This is a genomic window from Sphingomonas sp. SP3 (assembly GCF_058514305.1).
In genome coordinates this window covers 13,350-34,577 of the sequence record NZ_JBZSOE010000001.1, presented here as the reverse complement: position 1 = coordinate 34,577, position 21,228 = coordinate 13,350, and the positions used below count along the sequence as shown (strand labels likewise).

The 21,228-nt window shown below is 63.9% G+C and carries 21 protein-coding genes and 2 pseudogenes; 10 read left to right on the top strand and 13 right to left on the bottom strand.

Annotated elements, in window-relative coordinates:
- Nucleotide 1: 1 nt before the first annotated feature.
- The 3 genes and pseudogenes from gorA to pgi form a co-directional block, all read right to left on the bottom strand.
- Nucleotides 2-1,342: a glutathione-disulfide reductase gene (gorA, locus tag AC4K8G_RS00190; protein WP_491732172.1), complete on the bottom strand. Its 1,341-nt coding sequence runs from the start codon at nt 1,340-1,342 to the stop codon at nt 2-4.
- A 3-nt stretch (nt 1,343-1,345) separates the two neighbouring features.
- Entirely contained in the window at nt 1,346-2,176 is an 831-nt protein-coding gene (locus tag AC4K8G_RS00185; protein WP_491732171.1) for a retropepsin-like aspartic protease, read from the bottom strand.
- Nucleotides 2,173-3,657, bottom strand: a pseudogene (gene pgi / locus AC4K8G_RS00180) (glucose-6-phosphate isomerase); the annotation flags it as partial. The gene AC4K8G_RS00185 and the pseudogene pgi, both read right to left, overlap by 4 nt.
- A gap of 71 nt (nt 3,658-3,728) precedes the next feature.
- On the opposite strand from pgi, the gene lepB reads away from it, so the two are divergent.
- Genes lepB through era form a run of 3 tightly spaced genes read left to right on the top strand, consistent with a single transcriptional unit; the run spans nt 3,729 to nt 6,138 of the window.
- Nucleotides 3,729-4,589 (top strand): signal peptidase I, encoded by an 861-nt coding sequence (gene lepB / locus AC4K8G_RS00175; protein WP_491732170.1) that lies wholly within the window; start codon nt 3,729-3,731, stop codon nt 4,587-4,589.
- Nucleotides 4,586-5,251, top strand: a complete 666-nt coding sequence (rnc, locus tag AC4K8G_RS00170) for a ribonuclease III (RefSeq protein WP_491732169.1) — start codon at nt 4,586-4,588, stop codon at nt 5,249-5,251. Before lepB ends, rnc begins: the two co-directional genes overlap by 4 nt.
- Nucleotides 5,248-6,138 carry a GTPase Era gene (era, locus tag AC4K8G_RS00165; RefSeq protein WP_491732168.1) on the top strand — a complete coding sequence of 297 codons (891 nt, stop codon included), beginning with the start codon at nt 5,248-5,250 and terminating at the stop codon, nt 6,136-6,138. The genes rnc and era overlap by 4 nt, the downstream gene beginning before the upstream one ends.
- Here era and AC4K8G_RS00160 read toward each other — a convergent pair.
- Nucleotides 6,135-6,836: an NAD-dependent deacylase gene (locus AC4K8G_RS00160; RefSeq protein WP_491732167.1), complete on the bottom strand. Its 702-nt coding sequence runs from the start codon at nt 6,834-6,836 to the stop codon at nt 6,135-6,137. The genes era and AC4K8G_RS00160 overlap by 4 nt on opposite strands.
- 160 nt (nt 6,837-6,996) lie before the next feature.
- On the opposite strand from AC4K8G_RS00160, the gene AC4K8G_RS00155 reads away from it, so the two are divergent.
- Entirely contained in the window at nt 6,997-7,392 is a 396-nt protein-coding gene (locus tag AC4K8G_RS00155) for a rhodanese-like domain-containing protein (RefSeq protein ID WP_491732166.1), read from the top strand.
- Between the two features lie 355 nt (nt 7,393-7,747).
- Here the strand turns inward: AC4K8G_RS00155 and AC4K8G_RS00150 are convergent, their stop codons facing one another.
- Nucleotides 7,748-8,263: a DUF1993 domain-containing protein gene (locus AC4K8G_RS00150; RefSeq protein WP_491732165.1), complete on the bottom strand. Its 516-nt coding sequence runs from the start codon at nt 8,261-8,263 to the stop codon at nt 7,748-7,750.
- Between the two features lie 68 nt (nt 8,264-8,331).
- Nucleotides 8,332-8,688 (bottom strand): hypothetical protein, encoded by a 357-nt coding sequence (locus AC4K8G_RS00145; RefSeq protein WP_491732164.1) that lies wholly within the window; start codon nt 8,686-8,688, stop codon nt 8,332-8,334.
- Nucleotides 8,689-8,877: 189 nt separating this feature from the next.
- Between AC4K8G_RS00145 and AC4K8G_RS00140 the strand changes: the two genes are divergently transcribed.
- Genes AC4K8G_RS00140 through nth form a run of 4 tightly spaced genes read left to right on the top strand, consistent with a single transcriptional unit; the run spans nt 8,878 to nt 12,041 of the window.
- Nucleotides 8,878-9,843, top strand: coding sequence for a sensor histidine kinase (locus AC4K8G_RS00140; RefSeq protein ID WP_491732163.1), 966 nt, complete (start codon nt 8,878-8,880; stop codon nt 9,841-9,843).
- 27 nt (nt 9,844-9,870) lie between these two features.
- A complete protein-coding gene (locus AC4K8G_RS00135) occupies nt 9,871-10,614 on the top strand; it encodes a DUF72 domain-containing protein (protein WP_491732162.1) in 744 nt (247 codons plus the stop codon).
- 9 nt (nt 10,615-10,623) lie between these two features.
- Nucleotides 10,624-11,277 carry a 4-hydroxy-tetrahydrodipicolinate reductase gene (locus AC4K8G_RS00130; protein ID WP_491732161.1) on the top strand — a complete coding sequence of 218 codons (654 nt, stop codon included), beginning with the start codon at nt 10,624-10,626 and terminating at the stop codon, nt 11,275-11,277.
- A complete protein-coding gene (gene nth / locus AC4K8G_RS00125) occupies nt 11,274-12,041 on the top strand; it encodes an endonuclease III (protein WP_491732160.1) in 768 nt (255 codons plus the stop codon). The genes AC4K8G_RS00130 and nth overlap by 4 nt, the downstream gene beginning before the upstream one ends.
- Here nth and alr read toward each other — a convergent pair.
- The 3 genes and pseudogenes from alr to AC4K8G_RS00110 form a co-directional block, all read right to left on the bottom strand.
- A pseudogene (alr, locus tag AC4K8G_RS00120) lies at nt 11,926-12,948 on the bottom strand (alanine racemase); the annotation flags it as partial. The gene nth and the pseudogene alr overlap by 116 nt on opposite strands.
- A 3-nt stretch (nt 12,949-12,951) precedes the next feature.
- Entirely contained in the window at nt 12,952-13,305 is a 354-nt protein-coding gene (locus AC4K8G_RS00115) for a tRNA-binding protein (RefSeq protein WP_491732159.1), read from the bottom strand.
- A 40-nt stretch (nt 13,306-13,345) separates the two neighbouring features.
- Nucleotides 13,346-14,065 carry an HAD-IA family hydrolase gene (locus tag AC4K8G_RS00110; RefSeq protein WP_491732158.1) on the bottom strand — a complete coding sequence of 240 codons (720 nt, stop codon included), beginning with the start codon at nt 14,063-14,065 and terminating at the stop codon, nt 13,346-13,348.
- Nucleotides 14,066-14,115: 50 nt separating this feature from the next.
- Between AC4K8G_RS00110 and pdxR the strand changes: the two genes are divergently transcribed.
- On the top strand, nt 14,116-15,513 hold the full coding sequence (gene pdxR / locus AC4K8G_RS00105; protein WP_491732157.1) for a MocR-like pyridoxine biosynthesis transcription factor PdxR: 1,398 nt from the start codon (nt 14,116-14,118) through the stop codon (nt 15,511-15,513).
- Here the strand turns inward: pdxR and AC4K8G_RS00100 are convergent.
- The 3 genes from AC4K8G_RS00100 to glmS all read right to left on the bottom strand — a co-directional run bounded on the left by AC4K8G_RS00100 (nt 15,510) and on the right by glmS (nt 18,640).
- A complete protein-coding gene (locus AC4K8G_RS00100; protein WP_491732156.1) occupies nt 15,510-16,025 on the bottom strand; it encodes a hypothetical protein in 516 nt (171 codons plus the stop codon). The genes pdxR and AC4K8G_RS00100 overlap by 4 nt on opposite strands.
- 69 nt (nt 16,026-16,094) lie before the next feature.
- Nucleotides 16,095-16,820, bottom strand: coding sequence for an aspartate/glutamate racemase family protein (locus AC4K8G_RS00095; RefSeq protein ID WP_491732155.1), 726 nt, complete (start codon nt 16,818-16,820; stop codon nt 16,095-16,097).
- Nucleotides 16,817-18,640 (bottom strand): glutamine--fructose-6-phosphate transaminase (isomerizing), encoded by a 1,824-nt coding sequence (gene glmS / locus AC4K8G_RS00090; protein ID WP_491732154.1) that lies wholly within the window; start codon nt 18,638-18,640, stop codon nt 16,817-16,819. Before glmS ends, AC4K8G_RS00095 begins: the two co-directional genes overlap by 4 nt.
- A 125-nt stretch (nt 18,641-18,765) precedes the next feature.
- Between glmS and AC4K8G_RS00085 the strand changes: the two genes are divergently transcribed.
- Nucleotides 18,766-19,779, top strand: coding sequence for a proline iminopeptidase-family hydrolase (locus AC4K8G_RS00085; protein WP_491732153.1), 1,014 nt, complete (start codon nt 18,766-18,768; stop codon nt 19,777-19,779).
- Here the strand turns inward: AC4K8G_RS00085 and glmU are convergent.
- Nucleotides 19,772-21,130, bottom strand: coding sequence for a bifunctional UDP-N-acetylglucosamine diphosphorylase/glucosamine-1-phosphate N-acetyltransferase GlmU (glmU, locus tag AC4K8G_RS00080; RefSeq protein ID WP_491732152.1), 1,359 nt, complete (start codon nt 21,128-21,130; stop codon nt 19,772-19,774). The genes AC4K8G_RS00085 and glmU overlap by 8 nt on opposite strands.
- Nucleotides 21,131-21,228: the final 98 nt, after the last annotated feature.

Below are 21,228 nucleotides of genomic sequence, written 5' to 3'. Positions count from 1 at the left end.
GCTAGCGCATCAACATCAGCTCTTCGGCCATGGTAGGATGAAGCGCGACGGTTGCGTCGAAGTCGGCTTTCTTGAGCTTCGCCTTCACGGCGACCGCCGCGGCCTGCAGGATTTCCGGCGCGTCCGGGCCGATCATGTGAATGCCGACAATCTCGTCGGTCGCGCCGTCGAGCACCAACTTGTAGAGTGAGCGCTCGTTGCGGCCGGCTAGTACGTTCTTCATCGGGCGGAAGTCGGACGTGAACGTCTTGACGCTGCCCAGCTTGTTGCGCGCCTGGCCTTCGGTCATCCCGACGCCGGCCAGCGGCGGATGGCTGAATACGGCGCTCGGGATGCAGCTGTAATCCACCTGCCGCGGCTGGTTGCCGAAGAAAGTGTCGGCGAAGGCATGGCCTTCACGGATCGCAACCGGGGTCAGCTGAACGCGATCGGTCACGTCGCCGATGGCGAAGATCGACGGCACCGACGAGCGATTGTCGGCATCGACCTTGATCTCCCCCCGATCGCCGACCGCAACGCCGGCGGCTTCGAGACCCATGTTTTCGGTATTGGCCTTCCGCCCGAGAGCGAACAGTAATTGATCCGCCTCGATGTCGTCGCAGCCGGTCATGTTGATGTGCAGCGATCCGTCGTCGCGCTTTTCGATTTGCTCGATCGTGGCGTGGAACTTGAAGTCGATGCCCTTGCGCAGCGATATCTGGATCAGCCGGTCGACGATCTGCTGATCGTAATGGCGCAGCAGCACATCTGTCCGGTTGACCAGAGTCACGTGGCTGCCGAACTGGTGGAAAATGCCAGCAAATTCGTTGGCGATATAGCCACCGCCGGCGATCACGATGCGCTTCGGCAGCTCCGCAAGATGGAAGGTCTCGTTGGAGCTGATCGCGTGCTCGATCCCGTCGATTTTCGGCATCACTGGCCGCGCTCCTGTGGCGATCAGGATCTTGTCCGCGGTGACTTCCTTGCCGCTTGCGAGCTTGAGAGAATTGGGTCCGGTGAGCTCCGCGCGCTCGTGGAAAATCGTGACGTCGTGATTGGTCAGCGTTTCGGTGTAGGCGGCTTCGAGCCGGCCGACTTCCGACAGCACATTGTCGCGCAGGACCGGCCAGTCGAAACGCTTCTTGGGCACGTCCCAGCCGAACATGGCCGCATCGTCCAAATCCTCGGCGAAGTGAGCGCCGTACACCAAGAGCTTCTTGGGAATGCAGCCGCGAATGACGCAGGTGCCGCCAACCTTGAACTCCTCGGCGACGGCGACCCTGGCGCCGTAGGCGGCGGCGATGCGGGACGCGCGCACCCCGCCCGATCCCGCCCCGATCACGAACAGGTCAAAGTCGGCCATATCTTACCTTCCAATTGAACCGACCGGCTCAAGCCAGACGGAGCGGTCTTTGAAATCAGTGGTGATCAGGAAATTCTTGAGGATGGCGGTTCCGATATTGAGATCGTTCGCGCTATCCTGATCGTCGATCGCTGCAGTGACGTTGCGGAAGCGCGCGCCAGCGACCTCGAGCGACCTGATCTTCGCGAGATCGCGCGTGATCTTTCCGCCGATTCCGCCGCCACTCTTTTTGCCGATGGCTTTGAGTCTCAGCCGCTTTGCGAGCGCGCGGGAGATGGTGACCTCGCTCCCATTACCGAGATCGAACTCGGCCTGTGCGGCAATGCCGTTCACGCGGGTCGGAACGGATTCGATCCCGGCGTGCTCAGTGAGCGCGAGCATTTTGCCGCGCGGCGCCGCTGCCTTTTCGACGACAGCGATTTTACCTCGCGGTATGTCGATCTCCAGCCGCGCGGCGTCGAATAACTCGCGTCCGACGATGACATGGGTCGGTCGCTTGATCAGGCGCGTGGACAAATCGGTCATGTCGAGCACGACGACGGCTTCCGGATGAAGCTCGATGCCGAGTGCTGTTACGGTGGCGCCCTCGACGATATGCGCCTGCTGGCTCCCGCCCGAGCCCTTGATCACCTGCGGCGTCCCTTCCGGCAGCTTTGCCTTCAGCGCGAGCTCGGGATCGATCAGCGTGGCCTCTGCGCCGCTGTCGAGCAAAGCCTCCGTCGCAACCCCGTTGACCTCGGCAGCAATGAACAAGCGGCCGTTGTGAAACCCGAGCGGCTCGGCACCTGCCGATGCCGTGGCGAGCAATGCCGCGGCGGCAAGCCAGCGGATCACAGCCCCGCCCTCTTCATCAGCGCCCGTGTCGACGGATCGAGCGCGTTTTCGTCGGCACCTTCGGACAATTGCCGCGCCATTTGCTTGCCCAGCTCAACCCCGAACTGATCGAACGGATTGATCCCGAGCAGGACGGCATTGGCGAACACGCGATGCTCGTAAAAGGCGATCAGCGCACCGAGCGCGCGCGGGTCGAGCCGCTGCAGCAGGATCGTGGTGCTTGGCCTGTTGCCGGGATAATTGCGCTGCGGGTCGTCGCTCGCCTTGCCCTGCATCAGCGCCGCGCCCTGCGCGAACGCATTGAGCAGAAGCAGGCGGTGATGCTCGGGATCCTGGTCGTCGTCGCCGTCGCTCGCGGCGATAAATTCCACCGGCGTCAGAACCGTACCCTGGTGAAGCAGCTGGAACACCGCGTGCTGAGCGTCCGTCCCGGTGCCCCCCCAGGTGACCGGCGCGGTCGGGTGCGCGGTAGCTTTCCCGTCCGTTGTCACTGACTTGCCGTTCGATTCCATCTCCAGCTGTTGAAGATAGAAAGGCAGCAGTCGCAGCCGTTCGTCGTAGGCGAAGACGCCCCGCGTCTGGCAGCCGAAACGCTCGACGTAGAGCCGGTCGGCGAACGCGGCGACCAGCGGCACATTGGCGGCGCCATCGCTGAAGCGGAAATGGCGGTCCATTTCCGCCGCGCCTTCGAGCAATGCCTCGAACGCATCCCAACCAAGCGCCAGCGCGGCAGTCACGCCAACCGAGCTCCACAGCGAATAGCGCCCGCCGACGCCCTCACCGAACACGAGGATTCGCGTTTCGTCGATGCCATGGTCGAGCGCGACTTCTGGCGCGGCGGTCACCGCGATCATGCGCCCATCCGGGTCGTCGACAGCGGCAGCACGCAACCACGCCCGCGCCGCATCGAGATTGGCCAAGGTTTCGAGCGTGGTGAACGTCTTCGATGCGACCACGACCAGTGTCGTCGCCGGGTCGAGCGGCTTCACCGCATCGTCGAACGCCGCGCCATCGATGTTTGACAGGAATCGCACGTTCAGGCCGCCGGAGCGCCTGCCCAACGCATCGATCAGCAATGCCGGGCCAAGAACCGATCCGCCGATGCCGATGTGCAGCACGCCGGCGACGGTGCCGAACGCACCGGCTTCGATCGCATCGACCAGTGCCCGCAACCGCTGCCTGCGCGAGGTCGAAAGGTCGACTTCGTCCGGCGAGCCATTACCGCGCTCGGCGACATGCGTTGCGGCGCGCCCTTCGCTCGGATTGACGATATCGCTCGCGAACAGGGCGTCCCGCTTCGCGGCGAACCCCGCCTGATTCGCCCGCTTCTCGAACTCCGCGATGACCGTCTTATCGAGGTGCGTCTTCGACCAGTCGAAATAGAGGCCGGCCGCTTCGAACGTCAGCCGGCTGAGCCGGTCAGGCTCGGCGGCGAACAGCTGCTCGAGCGTCTTGGTGTCCTTTGCGGCCATCGCCGCCGCACATAATGCGCGGGCCGTGTTTTGCCACCCCGGCTTGACCTTCGCCCAAGGCGCGGAAACAAGCGGCCCTGATGTCCTCGACCGATCTTCGTGACGCCAACGCGCCCGCGGCCGGGGAGGCTGACAAGCAAGAAGGCGGGCTTTGGAGCCTGGTGCGCTTCGTCGGCACCGTCATCATCCTGGCCTGGGCGCTACGCAGCTTCATCGTCGCGCCATTCAGTATCCCTTCGGGCTCGATGTTGCCGACCCTGTACATCGGCGACTATCTGGTCGTTTCGAAATGGCCGTACGGCTATTCGCGCTACAGCTTTCCGATGCAGTTTCCGCCGCTTAACGGACGTGTGCTCGGTCACTTGCCCAAGCGCGGCGACGTGGTTGTTTTCCGCCACCCGAGCGAGAAAGCGGACCTCATCAAGCGGGTGATCGGCCTTCCCGGCGATACCGTGGAGGTGCGACGCGGGCAGCTCCTGCTCAACGGCCGCCCGGTCCTTCGCCAGAAGCTCCCCGCGTTCCAGATGCGGGTCAGCGAAAACAGCCCGTGCAAGGTTGTGCCGCCAGCCCAACCATTCGTCGCCTCGGTCGATGACCGCACCTACTGCGTCATCCCGGCTTTTCGCGAGACGCTGCCTGGAGGCCCGAGCTATACCGTCCTCGACCAGGTCGATAACGGCTTCGCCGACAACTTCCCGGTCGTCCGCGTGCCGGCCGGACACATCTTCCTGATGGGCGACAACCGCGACGACAGCCTCGACAGCCGCTTCTCCGCGGCTGAAGGGGGGATCGGCATGGTTCCAGTCGAGAACATCATCGGCCGCGCGGCGGTCACCTTCTGGTCGACCGACGGCAGCGCGTCTTACTGGAAGCCGTGGACGTGGTTCACGGCGCTGCGCGGCACGCGGATCGGCAACGGCTACACCGGTGACGCGGAATGAGCGACGTCGCTGCCTTCGTTCGCGAACGCCTCGGTCATGAACCGAAAGACCTCGCGCTGTTCGAGCTTGCGCTGACCCACAAGAGCATCGGCAAGCATGAAGATTACGAGCGGCTAGAGTTCCTGGGCGACCGCGTCCTTGGCCATGTCATGGCCCGCGCCCTCTACGACCGCCACCCGAGCGAGCCCGAAGGCTATCTCTCGCGCCGCTACAATGTCCTCGTCGCGCGCGAGACCTGCGCCGACATCGGTCGTGCGCTTGGCGTTCCGGCGCTCGTGCGCCTTGGCAAGCAGGCGCGGGAGGACGGCGCAACGCAGAGCGACAATGTGATCGGCGATGTCGTCGAATCGCTGATCGGCGCGCTCCTCATTGACGGCGGATTCGAGGCTGCGCAGCGGTTCATCCTCGCAACCTGGGACGCGCACCTCGCCGAGCAGGGCAAGGCGCCGCAGCACCCCAAGTCGGCGCTTCAGGAGCTGGCGGCGGCCAAGGGCGTCAAGGCGCCAGCTTATGAAGTCGTCGGCCGCACCGGCGCACACCACGCGCCCAAGTTCACGATCCGCGTCTCGGTGCCAAAGCTTGGCGAAGCGACCGCCGAAGGAACCAGCAAGCAGGAAGCGGAAACCGCCGCCGCCGCCGCGTTGCTCGAACAGCTTCAATGACCGACGATACCCGCGCCGGCTTCGCCGCTGTCATCGGCGCGCCCAACGCCGGCAAATCCACCCTGGTCAATGCGCTCGTCGGGCAGAAGGTCGCGATCGTCTCGCCCAAGGCGCAGACCACCCGCGCCCGGCTGATGGGCATCGCCATCGCCGACAAGGTGCAGATCCTGCTGGTCGACACGCCCGGCATCTTCGCGCCCAAGCGCCGGCTCGACCGCGCGATGGTCGCGGCCGCCTGGACGGGCGCGCAGGACGCCGACCTGATCCTGCTCGTCATCGACGCATCGGAAAAGATCAGGGACGATATCCTCGAAGGCCTGGAGAAGCGCGAGCACCCGCTGTTCCTCGCGCTCAACAAGATCGACCTCGTAAAAAAGCCGCAGCTTCTGGCTCTCGCCCAGTCGCTCACCGAGCGCCTGAATCCCGAGCAGGTGTTCATGATCAGCGCCGCCAACGGCGACGGCGTTGCCGACGTCAAAGCGGCCCTCGCCGCCGCCATGCCCGAAGGCCCGTGGCTCTATCCCGAGGACGAGGTGTCCGACGCGACCGACCGGATGATCGCGGCCGAGCTGACGCGCGAGCAGATCGTCAACCGGCTCTACCAGGAGATGCCTTACTCGACCGCGATCGAGACCGAGACGTGGGAAGACCGGCCCGACGGGTCGACCGTCATCCGCCAGCAGATCCTGGTCGAGCGCGACAGCCAGAAAGCGATCGTCATCGGCAAGGGCGGCAAGCGTTTGAAGGAAATCGGCGCCGCGGCGCGCGAGGAGATCGCGCACCATCTCGGGCGGCCCGTCCACCTGTTCCTGCACGTCAAAGTAAATCCGCGCTGGGACGAAGACCGCGGGCTGTACAAAGAGATAGGATTGGAGTGGGCTGACTAGCCCAGCATCTCCTCCACCCACGCCGGCACCAGCTCGCCTGCCATCCCCGTCCGGCTTTCGTCGAACATAAAGCTGCCGAGGCTCGGCTCGAGGTTCATCTCCAGCGTCCTTGCCCCGCAGTAGCGCGCGGTCTGCACGAAACCCGCGGCGGGATAGACCGCGCCCGAGGTCCCGATCGACACGAACAGGTCGCAGCTCCGAAGCGCGCCTTCGATCCGCTCCATTTCGTATGGCATTTCGCCGAACCACACGATGTCGGGGCGAACCTGGCCCGAGACCGCGCACGAAGGACACGCCGCGCCCTCGCCCATCGGCCCGCTCCATTCGAATTTTTCGTCGCACGCAAGGCACCAGCCCTTGGCCAGCTCGCCATGCATGTGGAGCAGCCGCGTCGAGCCCGCGCGCTCGTGCAAATCATCGACATTCTGCGTCACCAGCAGCAGCTCGCCCGGCCATTCGGCGTCGAGCCGCGCCAGCGCCTTATGCGCATCATTGGGCTCGACCGTTCCCAGCTTTGCCCGCCGCGCGTCGTAAAATTCATGAACGAGCGCGGGATCGCGCGCGAATGCTTCCGGCGTGCACACATCCTCGACGCGGTGCCCTTCCCATAGTCCATCCGGGCCGCGGAATGTCGCGAGCCCACTTTCGGCAGACACACCCGCCCCCGTCAGGATCACGATGCTGCGGAAGTCACTCATGTCCACGGCTTACGGGCGATGCTCAATGTCCGCTACGGGTAGATGGGCTGCCGTTGCTGCGGTCGGATAAAGCCCGCTTATGGGAATTGCAGGCAGATTGATTGGGCTAGGTTGTGACCGGTCGCTAGGTCGCCGCCCCAACAGCCGCAGGAGATCGCCCTTGTCCAATTCCGTCACTGCCGTAAGCGCCGCCTCCCCCGAGGTAGCGGCAGTTCATTTCGAGTCCGAGTTCACTTTCGAGACCGATTGCTGGGATGTCCATGACGCGCTTGGGTCAGGCTCACCCGGTTTCGTGTTGTTGGACGTGCGCAGTCCCGCGCTCTTCGCGGCAGGGCATGTGCCGGGCGCGATCAATCTGCCCCACGGCAAGATCATCGGCTCCAAGATGGCCGCGTGGCCGGACGACACCTTGTTCGTAACTTATTGCGCCGGGCCGCATTGTAACGGCGCGGCGCGCGGTGCGCTGCGCCTCGCGAGGCTTGGTCGGCCGGTGAAGATCATGGCAGGCGGGATTACGGGGTGGCTGGACGAAGGTTTCCCCCTCGCCCGAGCCTAACCGACCGCCTAACGTCTGTAATGGGTGGAAAGCTGCCACTAGCCGCAACTGAGGATGGCGGTTAGCTTTACCCCATGATGTGGCACGTCTCACTCCCCCAGCTGGGGTTGGTCGTCCTTTTACTCGGCATTTCATGCATTCTGATTGCACGGCGGCGGCGGGAAGCGCGTGAAGGTGCGTCCATCACACCAGCGTCACAAGGCGGCTCGCCCATGTGGGTGTGGGTCGTTCTTGCCGTTTGGACGGGCCTATCTCTGCTCGTTGGGATTGCGTTGTTGCTGAGTGGCCGTGCCGTAATCGACTACTGAGCTAAGGGCAGGAATGGGTGGAAAGCAGCCATTGGGATCACTGCCCCTCAACCTCCGATGTTCGGCGGCCCCAGATGCGCAAGAAAGTCCGGCTTGCCCAGCTGCACGCCGGCATTACGCAGGATCGCGTACGCCGTTGTCGCGTGGAAATAGAAATTGGGCAGCGCGAACCCCGCGAGATATTCGGCACCGCCGAAGCGATAGCCCATCCCGTTGGGGAAAATGATCTTCACCTCTCGGTCTTCGCTTCCGGTCAAAGCGGCAGCATCGAAGCCCTCGAGATACGCAATCGTCCGGTCGCACCGGTCCTTCAGTTCCGCGAAATTCGCCTCCGTGTCCGGCATCGACGGCGCTTCCGTGCCCGTCAGCCGCGCAAGCGCGCTCTTCGCTGAGTCCGATGCCATCTGATATTGCGCCGGGAGCGGCCGCATGTCGGGCGCAAGCCGCGCTTCCATCAACTCCGCTTCGCTCTTTTCCTGCGCTGCCTTGTCCAGCCAGTTGCGCATATTGGTCAGCGACCGAACGAATATCGGCACCGACGCCTCGTACATTCCAAAGCTCATTACAGTCCCTCTCGCCTCACAGGTATGAGAGCGCCCTAGCGTCGGGAAACCGATCCGTCATCCGGCCCCTAAGCGTGCGCGCCCTGATCCCAGAAGGCGACCACGAGCCCCCCGGCAACGATCAGCCCGCCGCCCAGGATGATCGGCAGGTTTGGAACGGTCCGGAAGAACAGGAAGCTCACGAGCTGCCACATCACGAACAGGGTCGCGATATAGATTCCCACCACCCGGTGAAACTCGATCGGCGCGAGATTGAGGCTCAACCCATAGCCAAACAGCATTGCCGCACCGAGCCCGAAATAGGCTGACTTCGATCCCAGCGCCTTTTGCGCCAGTCCATTGCGAATGACCGCGTCGCCGCTGACCTCGAGGGCCGTGGCGATGATGAGAAAACCGAGGATGATGAGTTTGGTTTGGCCTGACATAGTCACGGCCTAATCGGCCACTACGACTTTGAGAAGTTCAATCGGCAACACGGTTGTGGCGGCCTGTCACACTACTGACACTCGTTAAGGTGACACTGTTCCGGACCTGATATAAGCCTTGGTTCGAAAGGGCTTAGCGAGCCCGGTCGAGTTTGGGGGTCCAGTATGCGGAAAATCTTGCGATCGCGCTTGCCGCAACGCGTCCGGACGGTGCCGCCATTCCTGGTCGAAATCGCCGTCGGACTGACCTTGCCGGTGGTCATGGTCGCCTTGCGCATGCCCTTGTACGGCTTTGCCGGCGACCGCGCGCCTTATGCCTTCATGTTCATCGGTTCCGCGCTCGCGACTTTACTCGCCGGTTGGCGCAGCGGCGTGCTTGCGGTGGTCGTCGGACAGGCGCTGGCCTGGAACCTGGTCGTAAGCTCAGCGGCTACTGACGAGGTGCGCGGGGCCTTCATCCTCGCAACCTTCTCGCAGCTGGTCACCGTTTTGATCATCGGCCTTTATCAGCGCGAGATCGACAAGGGCACGGAGGAGCGGGAGCAGCGCCTCGCCCTGCTCGATGAGGCGCTGAACGAGATCGATCACCGCACGCGCAACAATTACCAGACCGTGCTGGCGATGATCGACCTTCAGTCGCGCCGCGCATCGAGCGACATTGCCCGCGAAGCCTTGCGCCAGGTGAGCGACCGGATTCAGGCCATCGCCAATGCGTCGCAACAGCTTGCCGTGCGCAGTGCCGATATCGGCAAGGTGCGCCTCGACGACCATCTTTGCGGGCTCGTCCAGCAGATAGAGCGCGGCCTTTCCCGCGATGGCATCAACGTCGATTGTGATGTCGACGAGGTCACCGCCGATGCCGACAAGGCCACCTCGATCTCGATCATCGTCAATGAGCTTGTGACCAACGCCATCAAACACGCCTTCAACGGCGAAGGGTCGGGCCGCGTGCGCGTGAGCGGCCGTTCGGGCAACCCGTTCGAGCTTATTGTGTCGGATGACGGCGGCGGCATACGCGAGAGCCGACGCAAGGATTCGACCGGGCTCGGCACCAAGCTCGTCGAAAGCTTCGCCCGCCAGCTTGGCGCCAAGCACCAGGTGACCTCGACCGGCGAAGGCACGACCCACCGCCTGCTTATTCCCGCGCTCGACTGAATTGCCGAACGCGCTTAGGTGAAGCGCGTGAGCGATCACCGGATCCGCATCGGCATCGGCGGCTGGACCTATGCGCCGTGGCGCGGGGTCTTCTACCCCGACAAACTGCCTCAGGCGAAAGAGTGCGAATACGCCACCCAGGCGATGACCGCGATCGAGATCAACGCGACCTTCTACGGCCGGCAGAAACCGAAAAGCTGGGAGAATTGGGAGAAGATCGCGCCCGAGGGTTTCCAGTTCGCGATCAAGGGCTCGCGCTATTGCGTCAGCCGTTCGAAGCTCGCCGAGAGCGGAGAAAGCATCGCCAACTTCTTCGGCCAGGGGTTCGAGATTCTCGGCCCGAAGCTGGGTCCGATCCTGTGGCAATTCGCCCCCTTCAAGCGCTTCGATGCCGACGATATCGCTGCATTCATCGACCTTCTTCCGGCGGAGCTGAACGGCATCGCGCTGCGCCATGCGATCGAGCCGCGCCACAAGAGCTTCGACGACGACAAGTTCTTCGACCTGTGCCGTGCCCGCAATATCGCGATCGTGTTCGAGGATTCCGACGATTATCCGCTGATCGAAGCCGACACCGCGGATTTTTCTTATGCACGCCTTCAGCGGATGAACGAGGATGTCCCGACCGGCTATGACGATACGGCGCTCGACGGCTTTGCGGACCGCGCGAGGAAATGGCGCGAACGCGGCGACGCCTACATCTTCATGATCAACGGCGCGAAGGTCCGCGCACCGGCCGCTGCGCTGGCGCTGCAGGAACGGCTTCGCTAACCATTCATCATGCGCACTGCCGACCAGCCGATCCGGATTTCCCTCGTCGCGCCCAACGGCCGCATGGGCCAGGCGATCGCTTCAGCAGTCGCGGATGATCCGGCGTTCGCACTCGATCAGGATCACGCCGACGTCCTCGTCGATTTCTCGGTTCCGGCCGCGCTTTCCGGGAGCCTCGACCGTGCGGTATCCGGCGCGATCCCGATTTTGATCGGCACGACCGGGCTTGGCGAAGACGCGAACGCCAAAATTGCGGAAGCCGCGAAGTCGGTCGCCGTATTGCGCGCCGCTAACACCTCCCTTGGGATCGCCCTGCTGGCTGAGCTGGTCGAGCGAGCGGCAAAGGCGCTTGGCCCGGATTGGGATATCCAGGTCGCCGAAGCGCATCACGCGAAGAAGGTCGACGCTCCGTCCGGCACCGCCCTGATGCTGGGAAAGATCGCCGAGAATGCTGGCCGCGACGTCGGCTACGCATCGGTTCGCGGGGGCACGGTCGCTGGCGACCATGACGTGATGTTCCTCGGGCCGGACGAGCGGCTGATCCTGTCGCACCGCGCCGAGAACCGCATGATCTTCGCCCGCGGCGCGCTTGCTGCGGCGCGCTTCCTCGCGGGCAAGCCCGCCGGGCTCTATTCGATGCGGGACGTCGTCGGCAGCCTGTGAACCGCGCAGAGGTTTTCGAATTCTTCCGCCGCCTGGCCGAGGCCAACCCTTCGCCCACCACGGAGCTTGAGTACGGCAACGTCTACCAGCTGCTGGTCGCCGTCGTGCTGTCGGCGCAGGCGACGGACGCCGGGGTGAACATTGCGACGCGCGAGCTCTTCAAACGCATCCAAACGCCCGAACAAATGGTCGAATTCGGCGAAGAATCGCTCAAAAACGCGATCAAGACGATCGGTTTGTTCAACACCAAGGCCAAGAATGTGATCGCGCTCTCTCAGGCGCTGATCGACCGCTTCGGCTCCGAGGTCCCCGGGTATCGTGAAATACTGTGTGAACTTCCGGGCGTCGGCCGCAAGACCGCCAACGTTGTTCTCAACACTTACTTCGGGGCGGAAACCTTCGCCGTCGATACCCACGTATTTCGCGTCTGCAATCGCACCGGCCTCGCCCCCGGCAAGAATGTCGATGTCGTTGAGGCGAAGCTCGAGAAGATCGTTCCCCAGCCCTTCCGCCGGGACGCCCACCACTGGCTGATCCTGCACGGCCGCTACACGTGCAAGGCTCGGCTCCCCGAATGCTGGCGTTGCCCGCTGATCGACCTCTGTCGCTACAAGCCGAAGACGCCCCCGCCGGGAGAACGCACTACTTCCAAACCCGCTCGAACCGCGAGCCAAGTGTCGTCAACAGCTCGTACTGCGAAAGCCCGGACTGCCTCGAGGCCGAGGGCAAGTCGTAGTCGATCTCGACCCACTCGCCCTCTTTGAGCCGGGGCGCCGCATCCACGTCGATCGCGATCAAGTCCATCGACACTCGCCCGATCACCGGCAGCGCGAACTCTCCGGCAAACGCCGCGCCGCGCGATGAGAAACCGCGGAGATATCCGTCGGCGTAGCCGATATTGAGGATGGCCGCCTCAGTGTCCGAGGGGGCGGTGAACGTCGCGCCGTAACCGCAGGTTTCGCCTTCCCGAATCGTCCGGCGCTGAACGATTTGGGCTTCGACGCGGGCGACCTGGCGGATATTGCCCTCCGCTTCCTCGCGCGGGATTCCGCCGTACAGCGACAGTCCGGGCCGGACGAGGTCGAAACTGTAGTCGCGACCCAGGCAGATGCCGGCCGAATTGGCGAAACTGTAGCGCTTTGCGGGGATGTCAGCCGCCACCGAGCGGAAGCGCTCGAGCTGCATCTGGTTGAGCGCGTGATCCTCATCGGCGCAGGCGAGATGGCTGTGGAGCGTATCGACGGCGAGGCCATCGACGGCCCCTAGCTCGTCCGCCCTGAGGCCCAGCCGGTTGATGCCCGTGTCCACCATCACGTCGCACGGCCGATCAGGCGCAATCTCTTTCCACCGCGCGACCTGTTCGGGTGTGTTGAGCACCGGGCGGGCGCGAAGCCCCAGTGCCGCATCGCCGTCGTTGGGCCCGACTCCATGAAGTACCACCAGACTCACATCGGCGGGCAGGTTGCCGAGCGCAGCAGCTTCGGACCAAGTCGATACGAAGAAGTCGCGGCAGCCCGCCTCGAGGAGCGCTTCGACGGTCTCGCGGGCGCCAAGGCCATAACCATCGGCCTTCACGGCGGCGCCCGCCGGCACGCCAGCGCGCTCGGCGAGCCAGCGCCAGTTTGCCTGGAGCGCATCGCGATCAATTGTCAGGCGAAGAGGACGATGCATTTGCTAGAACAGCCGTCCGCCGTTGGGCACCATGAGGTCCGGCTTGATCAGCACAACCTCACCCGCCTCATCTGCAAAGCCCAGGGTCAGTACTTCGGACATGAATGGACCGATCTGCCGCGGCGGAAAATTGACGACGGCCGCGACCTGACGGTTGAGCAGGCTCTCCGGCGTGTAATGTGCCGTGATCTGCGCCGACGATCTCTTGCGGCCCACTTCAGGCCCGAAGTCGATGGTCAGCTTGAATGCGGGCTTTCGCGCCTCGGGAAATTCCTGGACGTCGACAATCGTGCCGACGCGAACGTCGACCGCCAGAAAATCATCAAAGGTGATCTCAGGTGCCGCTTGATTGGCCATGGCCGCGCCATGTCAGGACGCGCGGCGGAAATCCAGCCGCTCAGCGCCCTGCCAGCTCCGCGCGATGGGCCCCGGCAAGTTCCCCCATCGAGGTGAAGCGAAAGTCGAAGTGCGGCATCGGGTCCGGAAGCACGGTCGCTCCGCCACCAGGCTTGTCGTGCCGCCGGTCGATCCAGGCTGAGGCTATCCCCATCTTGTTGGCCGGCACATGGTCGTGGAACAAGCTTTGCGCGGTGTGGAGCAGCTCTTCCTTCGCAATGCCCGCCTCGCCAGCCCGTCGCAGCAAACATTGGAAGTTGCGCAGGTTCGGCTTGTACGAGCCAATCTCCTCCGCAGTCAGGATCTGGTCGAATTCGACGCCAAGACGTCGATTGCTGCCCACAAAGCTCACGCGGTCGACGTTGGACAGGATAATCAGCTGGAAATGGCCCTTGAGGTAGGTGAGCGCTTCCATAGTATCCGGGAACGCGGGCCAGTCTCCGACAGACGCCCCAAAGGCGGCAGCTTCGGCATCGTCGGGATCAACCCCAAATTTCCGGGACAGGCCTTCATGCACCTTCTCGAGCAGTTTGGAATAACGAAGGGCGGGAAAAGCCTCCTCCGCTTCATGCTCGACCGGCCCATAAGCCTCGATCAGCTGCTCGGATGACACTCCGGCCCGTTCGCCGAGCGGGCGAAGCGCCTCGACGATCCCGGTTTCCCAGTCGATCAACGTGCCGTAGCAGTCGAAACTGAGGGCCTTGAATTGGGAGAGCTGCATATTCGCGCGCCGCTTATCAGGCCGAACGAAATGAGCAAGGCGACCGGTTGATGGGACGCCGGCACGATCCGCTGCTGAGCCTGCCCGACAAGACCGGTGTTCTGTACGTCCGGCTTTACCAGCGGATGCGCGCTTTGATCCTGGAGGGAAGCTGGCCGCCGGGCATGCGATTGCCCTCATCGCGAACCCTCGCCTCCGATCTCGGCATCGCACGCAACACCGCAAGCCTCGCGATCGACCAGCTTCTCGCGGATGGCTGGGTCGAAGCCCGCAGTCGTTCAGGTACCTTCGTCAGTGCGCCGCTGCCCGAGCGAGTAAGCCGTCCCGCCACGCCACGGGATTCGACTGGTGGTGGCAAGCTGCCCATACCGTTCGAGCTTCGGCCAGGCGCGGTGGACAGCTTTCCCTTCGAACGCTGGGCGAGATTGCAATCGCGCGTCTGGTCGCGATCGGTCCCGAACCTGCTGTACGACCCCGACCCGGCCGGCGACATCGGCCTGCGCCAGGCCATCGCCGACGTGGCCCTCCCCGCGCGAGGCCTATCGGCCAGTGCGGATGTCGTCGTCATCGTGACCAGCGCCCAGTCGGCATTCGACCATCTCGCCGCAACGCTTCCCGCCGGCTCGCAAGTCGTGGTCGAAAATCCCGGATACGTCTTCGCTGACGCCGCCTTCTCCGGGCGCGGCCTGGAGATCGTCCCCGCTCCGGTCGATGCCCATGGCCTCGACGTCGATGCAGCGCGCAAACTTGCTCCCGAGCCCGCGCTTATCCTCGTGACGCCCGCGACGCAGTTCCCGACCGGCGTCACGATGAGCCCGGAACGCCGCGTGCAGCTGGTGGAATGGGCCACCGAGGCTCAGGCGTGGATTGTCGAGGAGGAATATGACGCTGAGGCGCGCTTCGACGGTCAACTGCCCTTCGCTCCGCTTCGCGCCGATCATCCCGATAGAGTGGTGACGATCACGAGCTTCAACCGCTTGCTGTTCCGTTCGCTGAGGCTTGGCTTCATGCTCGTGCCCGAAGCACTGAAAGGCCCGCTCCTGAAAGCGCGAGCGGCAATCGACGGCTACGTCACGCTCCCTCACCAACTCGTGCTCAGCGAGTTCATCGAGGAGGGCGCATATTCCGCTCACCTGCGCGCTTCCAGGGAGATGGCAAAGGCGCGGCGTGAAGCGCTCGTTACACTCCTGGAGCCGTACCTCGGCACCGTGTTTGAGCCTGAGCTCAACCCCTGCGGTCTTCATCTTGTACTCAAACCCCGTTCGGCGTCGGTCGCCGCAACCGAGGCAGCGCTACGCGACCACGGAATCGCCTGCTGGACCTTTGGCGCGTTGAATCGCGACTCGTGGGACCAAGATGCGCTGCTGCTGGGCTTCGCCGCCTTCTCGCCTGATGTCATTCAGTCGATGCGCCCGGCCTTCGACGCCGCGCTAGGCCGCTTCGCCTAGCCGAGACGGCGGTACAGATAATCGTAGCGGAACTTCCAGGTCCGTCCGTCATCATCGGAATAATCCGAGAACTGGCGTACGCTGCCGTCGAGATTGTGGGTAAAGGTGAGCCGGATCAAGCGGATCTTGCCGCTCCCGGCCGGATCGGGCTGGTGGGCGGTCATCACCATCCGGCCCTGATCGTCCAGGCCGCCGATGAAATGCCGGAATGCCCCTGCAGAATCCATCCAGGTCTGGTGCCACTGCCGGTCGGTCGCCCAGTAGCTGTTGAGGCTCCCGCCGCGGAAACCCTCGCTCGCCCAATTCTCGCGGATCACGCAGCCGCCGTAGACCTGCTCGATATGGCTGACGCCGGCGAACTGGCCGCTCGCCTGGTCGGTGACCGTCCATTCGCCGACCCAGAAGTCGAACTGGTGATGCGCTGCCGCCGAGCAGGCCGATGGGGTCGGCTGCTGGGCGACAGCGCTGCTCGCCGCGGCGGCCACTGCGGCGAATAGAAAGGCGCGAGTCATTGTGGGCAGGCTGCACCGGGCCACTCGCGCCAGCGAGAGCCAGTTAGTGGAGCGCGTTTGGTGCCAGGATCAGATTATGGGGCCGCCGCGCCATTCCGGCATGGCTCGCTCACCAAGCGCGACATCCACCGCAGCGGCGGCAAGCAGGCGCGTCGAATCGAGGATCGGCAGCGGCGAGACGTCCGCCGTCACGAGCAGCGGAATTTCGGTGCAGACCAGGGCCACGCTGTCGCAGCCATGCGCGGCCATCTTCTCGATTATCCGGCAATAAGCGTCGCGCGATTCATCGGTGAACGTGCCGAGGCAGAGTTCATCCATGATCACGTGGTGAATTAGCTTGCGGTCGTCCTCGTCCGGGATTTCCCAGTCGATACCGCGCCGCCCGAGCGCCCCTGGGTAAACCGGGCCGGTCATCGTCCAGTTGGTGCCGAGGATCGCGACCTTGTGGCGCCCGTCTCGCTCCGCGCGATCGGCAACGACTTCGCCGATGTGGAGGCCGGGGATCGGGAAGGGTTCACCGTCGCTTTCGAGCGCGATGTGCGCGGTATTGTCAGGGCACACCCAGAAATCCGCGCCCGCGGCCGCGAGCTTGCCGATGTCGTAAGCGAACATCCGGCGCAGCGTTGGACGATCGTCCCGATCCCACGCTTCGAGCATGTGATCCATCGCAACACCGGTCAGCGTGATTTCCGGGTGCTGGTGCGGGCCGAGCCGCGCAACGCCCTCGAGACACATCGTCCGGTAGCACAAGGTCGCACCTTCGAAGCTGTGCGAGAGGATGCCGATATGCTTCATTCGACGGTGACGCTTTTCGCGAGATTGCGCGGCTGATCGACGTCTGTGCCTTTTAGCACCGCCACATGATAAGCCAGAAGCTGCACCGGCACCGCATAGACGAGCGGTGCGATCAGGGGGTGCACTTGCGGCATTTCGATCGTCGCCATGCATCCCTCGCCGGCTTCGGCGACGCCGTGCGCGTCGCTGATGAGCACGATCTTGCCGCCGCGCGCGCGGACCTCCTGCATGTTGCTGACCGTCTTTTCGAACAGCGGGCCCGACGGCGCGAGGACAATCACGGGCACTTCGTCGTCGATCAGCGCGATGGGCCCGTGCTTCATCTCGCCCGCGGCATAGCCTTCGGCGTGGATGTAGCTGATTTCCTTGAGCTTCAGCGCGCCTTCCAGCGCCATTGGATAATCCGGACCGCGGCCAAGATAGAGCACGTCGCGCGCCGGTACGATAAGATGCGCCATCGCGGCGATATCGTCATCATGGCCAAGCGCGGCATTCAGCGCAGCCGGCGCTTCCTGCAAATGGGCGACAATCTCTTTCTCTTCCTCGCGGCTGAGAAGTCCCTTGGCGCGCGCGAGATTGGCCGCGAGCGCTGCGAGAACGGCAAGCTGGCAGGTGAAGGCCTTGGTCGACGCAACCCCGATCTCGGGACCGGCGTGCGTCGGCAGCAGCAGATCGGCTTCGCGCGCCATCGAGCTCGTCGGCACGTTGACCACGACCGCAATGCGCTGCTGCTGCGACTTGGCGTGACGCAGGGCAGCGAGCGTGTCGGCGGTCTCACCAGACTGGCTGATGAACAGCGCCATCCCGCCGGGTTCAAGGATCGGCTCGCGGTAGCGAAACTCTGACGCGACATCGATGTCGACGGGCACGCGAGCGAATTGCTCGACCCAATATTTGGCGACCAAGCCGGCATAGTAGCTAGTGCCGCAAGCAACGATGGTCAGCCGGTTGACGCTTTCCAGGTCGGCTTCGGCCACGGGGAGCGCAATCTCCCCTTCGAACGGGCGCACGTAGCTTTGGAGAGTCTGGGCAACCACGATCGGCTGCTCGAAAATCTCCTTCTGCATGTAATGCGCGTAATTGCCCTTCTCGACCGGGGCCGAGGATGCGCCCGATTGAACGATTTCGCGCTCCGCGGGCGCGTTATCGCGGTCGAAGATCTGGATGGTGTCGCGGCGGACGACGACCCAGTCGCCTTCATCGAGATAGGCGATGCGTTGGGTCCACGGCGCGACGGCAAGCGCGTCCGACCCCAGGTAATTCTCACCATCGCCATAGCCGACCGTCAGCGGCGCCCCCATGCGCGCGCCAATGATCAGGTCGGCATGGTCGCGAAACAGAATGGCGAGGGCGAATGCGCCGACCAGTCGCGGGAGCACGGCGGCTACGGCATCTTGCGGCGACGCCCCGCCTTCGATCTCGCGGGCCACCAGATGCCCGACGACTTCGGTGTCCGTCTCGCTTTCGAACTTGCGCCCTTCGGCGATCAGCTCATCGCGGAGCGGCTTGAAGTTCTCGATAATGCCGTTGTGAACCAGCGCCACCGGGCCAACGATGTGCGGGTGTGCATTGCCGACCGTCGGCGCGCCGTGGGTCGCCCAGCGGGTGTGCGCTATGCCCGTATCGCCGTGAAGCGGATTGGCCGCCAGCTCGCGAGCGAGATTGTCGAGCTTTCCCTCGGCCCGCCGCCGGACAAGCTCGCCATGGTCGACGGTGCAGATCCCGGCGCTGTCATAGCCGCGATACTCAAGCCGCTTCAGCCCGTCGAACAGGCGCTGAGCGACCTCACTCTTCCCGACAATGCCGACAATGCCGCACATCCGCGTGCCACTCCTTTGAACGCTTTTTTTGAGCGCGCTATGCTTCGTTCGGCCTTGCTGCAAGCTGGTCGAAGAGGGGGTTCGCCATGTCGCGCACAAAATGGGCGCTCGCAAGCGCTTCGCTGATGCTTCTAGCCACCTGCAATCGCCAGCCGCAGGCCTCGACTAACCAATCTGCCAATTCTCAGCCTTCCGCCGTGCCGGCGTCTTATTACGACAACAGCGCGCATCCCGACGCGTGGAGCGGGGGTGAACGCTATGTCGAGATCACCACGCCCAAGGGCCCGCACAAGGTGTGGATCAAGCGCGTCGGCAACAACTCGAAGCTGAAGCTGTTGCTTCTCACCGGCGGCCCGGGCGCATCGCACGACTATCTCAATGTCTTCGACAGCTTCCTGCCGCAGGAAGGCATCGAATATTATCACTACGACCAGCTGGAAACGGGCGCCAGCGACCGGCCCAACGACCCTGACCTGTGGACGCTCGCGCGCTACGTCGACGAGGTCGACCAGGTCCGCAAGGCGATCGGCGGCGACAAGTCGAACTTCTGCCTGCTCGGCCACAGCTGGGGTGGGATGCTCGCGATGGAATATGCGCTGGCCCACCAGGATCAGATGAAGTGCCTGGTCATCTCCAACATGATGGCGTCGATCCCCGCCTATAACGATTACGCGAAGAAGGTCCTGGAACCGAAAATGGACCAGGCCGTGCTGAAACAGATCCTGGACATGGAAAAGAAGGGCCAGACCGAACAGTCGGCCTACATGGCCCTGCTGGTTCCCAATTGGTACGAACAGCACATCCTTCGCCGTCCGGCTGACCAGTGGCCGGCACCGGTCGCCGTGTCCTTCGCCAACATGAACCGAGCGTTCTACGTGACGATGCAGGGCCCAAGCGAAATGGGCGCGAGCGGACGCTTGGTAAACTGGGACCGCTTCAACGACCTGAAGCGCATCCAAATTCCGACCCTGGTCATTTCCGGGGCCCATGACACGATGGACCCCGCGTACATGGCGCGGATGGCGAAGCAGCTACCCCATGGCGAACTCGCCGCAACCGATGGCGGTCATATGGCCATGTACGACGACCAGCCGACCTATTTCGCCAAGCTGACGGCTTTCCTGGGGAAGTTTAGGTAGCGCTCTTCTTCGCGGCCATCCGGTCGCGGAAGCGCTTGGCCCAGCCGGCGATGCCCTTTTGCTCGCTCCGCTCCACCGCGAGCGCATCCGCCTCGACGTTTTCGGTGATGACCGAACCCGCCCCAACGACCGCGCCGTCTCCGATCGTTACCGGCGCCACCAATGCGGTATTCGATCCGATGAAAGCGCCGGTCCCAATCACGGTCTTGTACTTGCCGAAGCCGTCGTAGTTGCAGGTGATCGTCCCGGCGCCGATGTTGGCGCCCGCGCCCACCTCCGCATCGCCGACGTAGGACAGGTGATTGACCTTCGCGCCCTCGCCGACTTCGGCCTTCTTGAGCTCGACGAAATTGCCAACCTTGGTGCGATCGGCCAGCTTGGTGCCCGGGCGAATACGGGCGAACGGCCCGATGCTGGCTTTCGCCCCGATCGTCGCGCCTTCGATGTGGCTGAAGGCATGGATCGTCGCGCCATCGGCAATCTCGACGCCGGGGCCGAAGACCACATGCGGCTCAACCGTCACGTCACGTCCCAGGCGCGTATCGTAGGCGAACCACACGCTTTCAGGATCTATCAGGGTCGCCCCTTCGTCCAGCGCCTGCTCGCGCCGCCGCCGTTGCCATTCCAGCTCAAGGTGGGCGAGCTCGGCGCGGCTGTTGACGCCTGCGGCCTCATAAGGATCGCCCTCGATGACCACCGCCTCGCGGCCTTCGGCGGCCGCGATATTGACGATGTCCGGCAGGTAATATTCGCCGGCCGCATTGTCGTTGCCGACTTGGTCGAGCCAGCGGAAGAGGTCGGCAGCGCGCACCGCCATCATGCCTGAATTGCACAGGCGCACAGCCCGCTCTTCCTCGGTTGCGTCCTTATATTCGACCATCTTGGCGATCCGATCGCCCTCACCGAGGATGATCCGGCCATATTTCAGCGGATCTTCGGGCCGCGAGGCCAGCACGACGACGCCTGGGCCGCCTTCGCCATTGAGGCGATCGATCATGCGGCCGAGCGTCTCGGCTTCAACGAACGGCGTATCCGCGTAGAGCACAAGCACCGGACCGTCGTAACCGGCAAGTGCTTCGGCCGCCTGCTGGACCGCGTGACCTGTTCCGTTTTGCTGCGCTTGGACGGCGATTGCGACGTCGCGGCCGTGAATGGCTTTCTCTACTTGCTCTCGGCCCTTGCCGACGACCACGACCCTCTTGTCCGCGCCGACCGCGTCGACACGATCGAGCAGGTGGAGCAGCAACGGCCGGCTAGCGATCGGGTGCAGCACCTTGTGCGTGTCCGAACGCATGCGCGTTCCCTGCCCTGCGGCGAGGATCACGACGGCAAATCGGCGCTGGTCGGTCATGGTCGCGAGCAATGGCATGGCGGCGTAATCTGCACCAGTAGCACTCCAACGAAAAAGGGCGGCTCCCGGAGGAACCGCCCTTCACTTCCTCTGCGGCG

What these genes read in the sequence shown, in the direction of transcription:
- AC4K8G_RS00085 (WP_491732153.1), top strand. Translation starts at nt 18,766, where the DNA reads ATGCTTCTAGCCACCTGCAATCGCCAGCCGCAGGCCTCGACTAACCAA.
- AC4K8G_RS00160 (WP_491732167.1), bottom strand. Translation starts at nt 6,836, where the DNA reads ATGAGTGACTTCCGCAGCATCGTGATCCTGACGGGGGCGGGTGTGTCT.
- pdxR (WP_491732157.1), top strand. Translation starts at nt 14,116, where the DNA reads ATGGGACGCCGGCACGATCCGCTGCTGAGCCTGCCCGACAAGACCGGT.
- lepB (WP_491732170.1), top strand. Translation starts at nt 3,729, where the DNA reads ATGTCCTCGACCGATCTTCGTGACGCCAACGCGCCCGCGGCCGGGGAG.
- AC4K8G_RS00130 (WP_491732161.1), top strand. Translation starts at nt 10,624, where the DNA reads ATGCGCACTGCCGACCAGCCGATCCGGATTTCCCTCGTCGCGCCCAAC.
- glmU (WP_491732152.1), bottom strand. Translation starts at nt 21,130, where the DNA reads ATGACCGACCAGCGCCGATTTGCCGTCGTGATCCTCGCCGCAGGGCAG.
- gorA (WP_491732172.1), bottom strand. Translation starts at nt 1,342, where the DNA reads ATGGCCGACTTTGACCTGTTCGTGATCGGGGCGGGATCGGGCGGGGTG.
- AC4K8G_RS00095 (WP_491732155.1), bottom strand. Translation starts at nt 16,820, where the DNA reads ATGAAGCATATCGGCATCCTCTCGCACAGCTTCGAAGGTGCGACCTTG.
- AC4K8G_RS00145 (WP_491732164.1), bottom strand. Translation starts at nt 8,688, where the DNA reads ATGTCAGGCCAAACCAAACTCATCATCCTCGGTTTTCTCATCATCGCC.
- AC4K8G_RS00150 (WP_491732165.1), bottom strand. Translation starts at nt 8,263, where the DNA reads ATGAGCTTTGGAATGTACGAGGCGTCGGTGCCGATATTCGTTCGGTCG.
- glmS (WP_491732154.1), bottom strand. Translation starts at nt 18,640, where the DNA reads ATGTGCGGCATTGTCGGCATTGTCGGGAAGAGTGAGGTCGCTCAGCGC.
- rnc (WP_491732169.1), top strand. Translation starts at nt 4,586, where the DNA reads ATGAGCGACGTCGCTGCCTTCGTTCGCGAACGCCTCGGTCATGAACCG.
- AC4K8G_RS00115 (WP_491732159.1), bottom strand. Translation starts at nt 13,305, where the DNA reads ATGGCCAATCAAGCGGCACCTGAGATCACCTTTGATGATTTTCTGGCG.
- era (WP_491732168.1), top strand. Translation starts at nt 5,248, where the DNA reads ATGACCGACGATACCCGCGCCGGCTTCGCCGCTGTCATCGGCGCGCCC.
- AC4K8G_RS00100 (WP_491732156.1), bottom strand. Translation starts at nt 16,025, where the DNA reads ATGACTCGCGCCTTTCTATTCGCCGCAGTGGCCGCCGCGGCGAGCAGC.
- AC4K8G_RS00110 (WP_491732158.1), bottom strand. Translation starts at nt 14,065, where the DNA reads ATGCAGCTCTCCCAATTCAAGGCCCTCAGTTTCGACTGCTACGGCACG.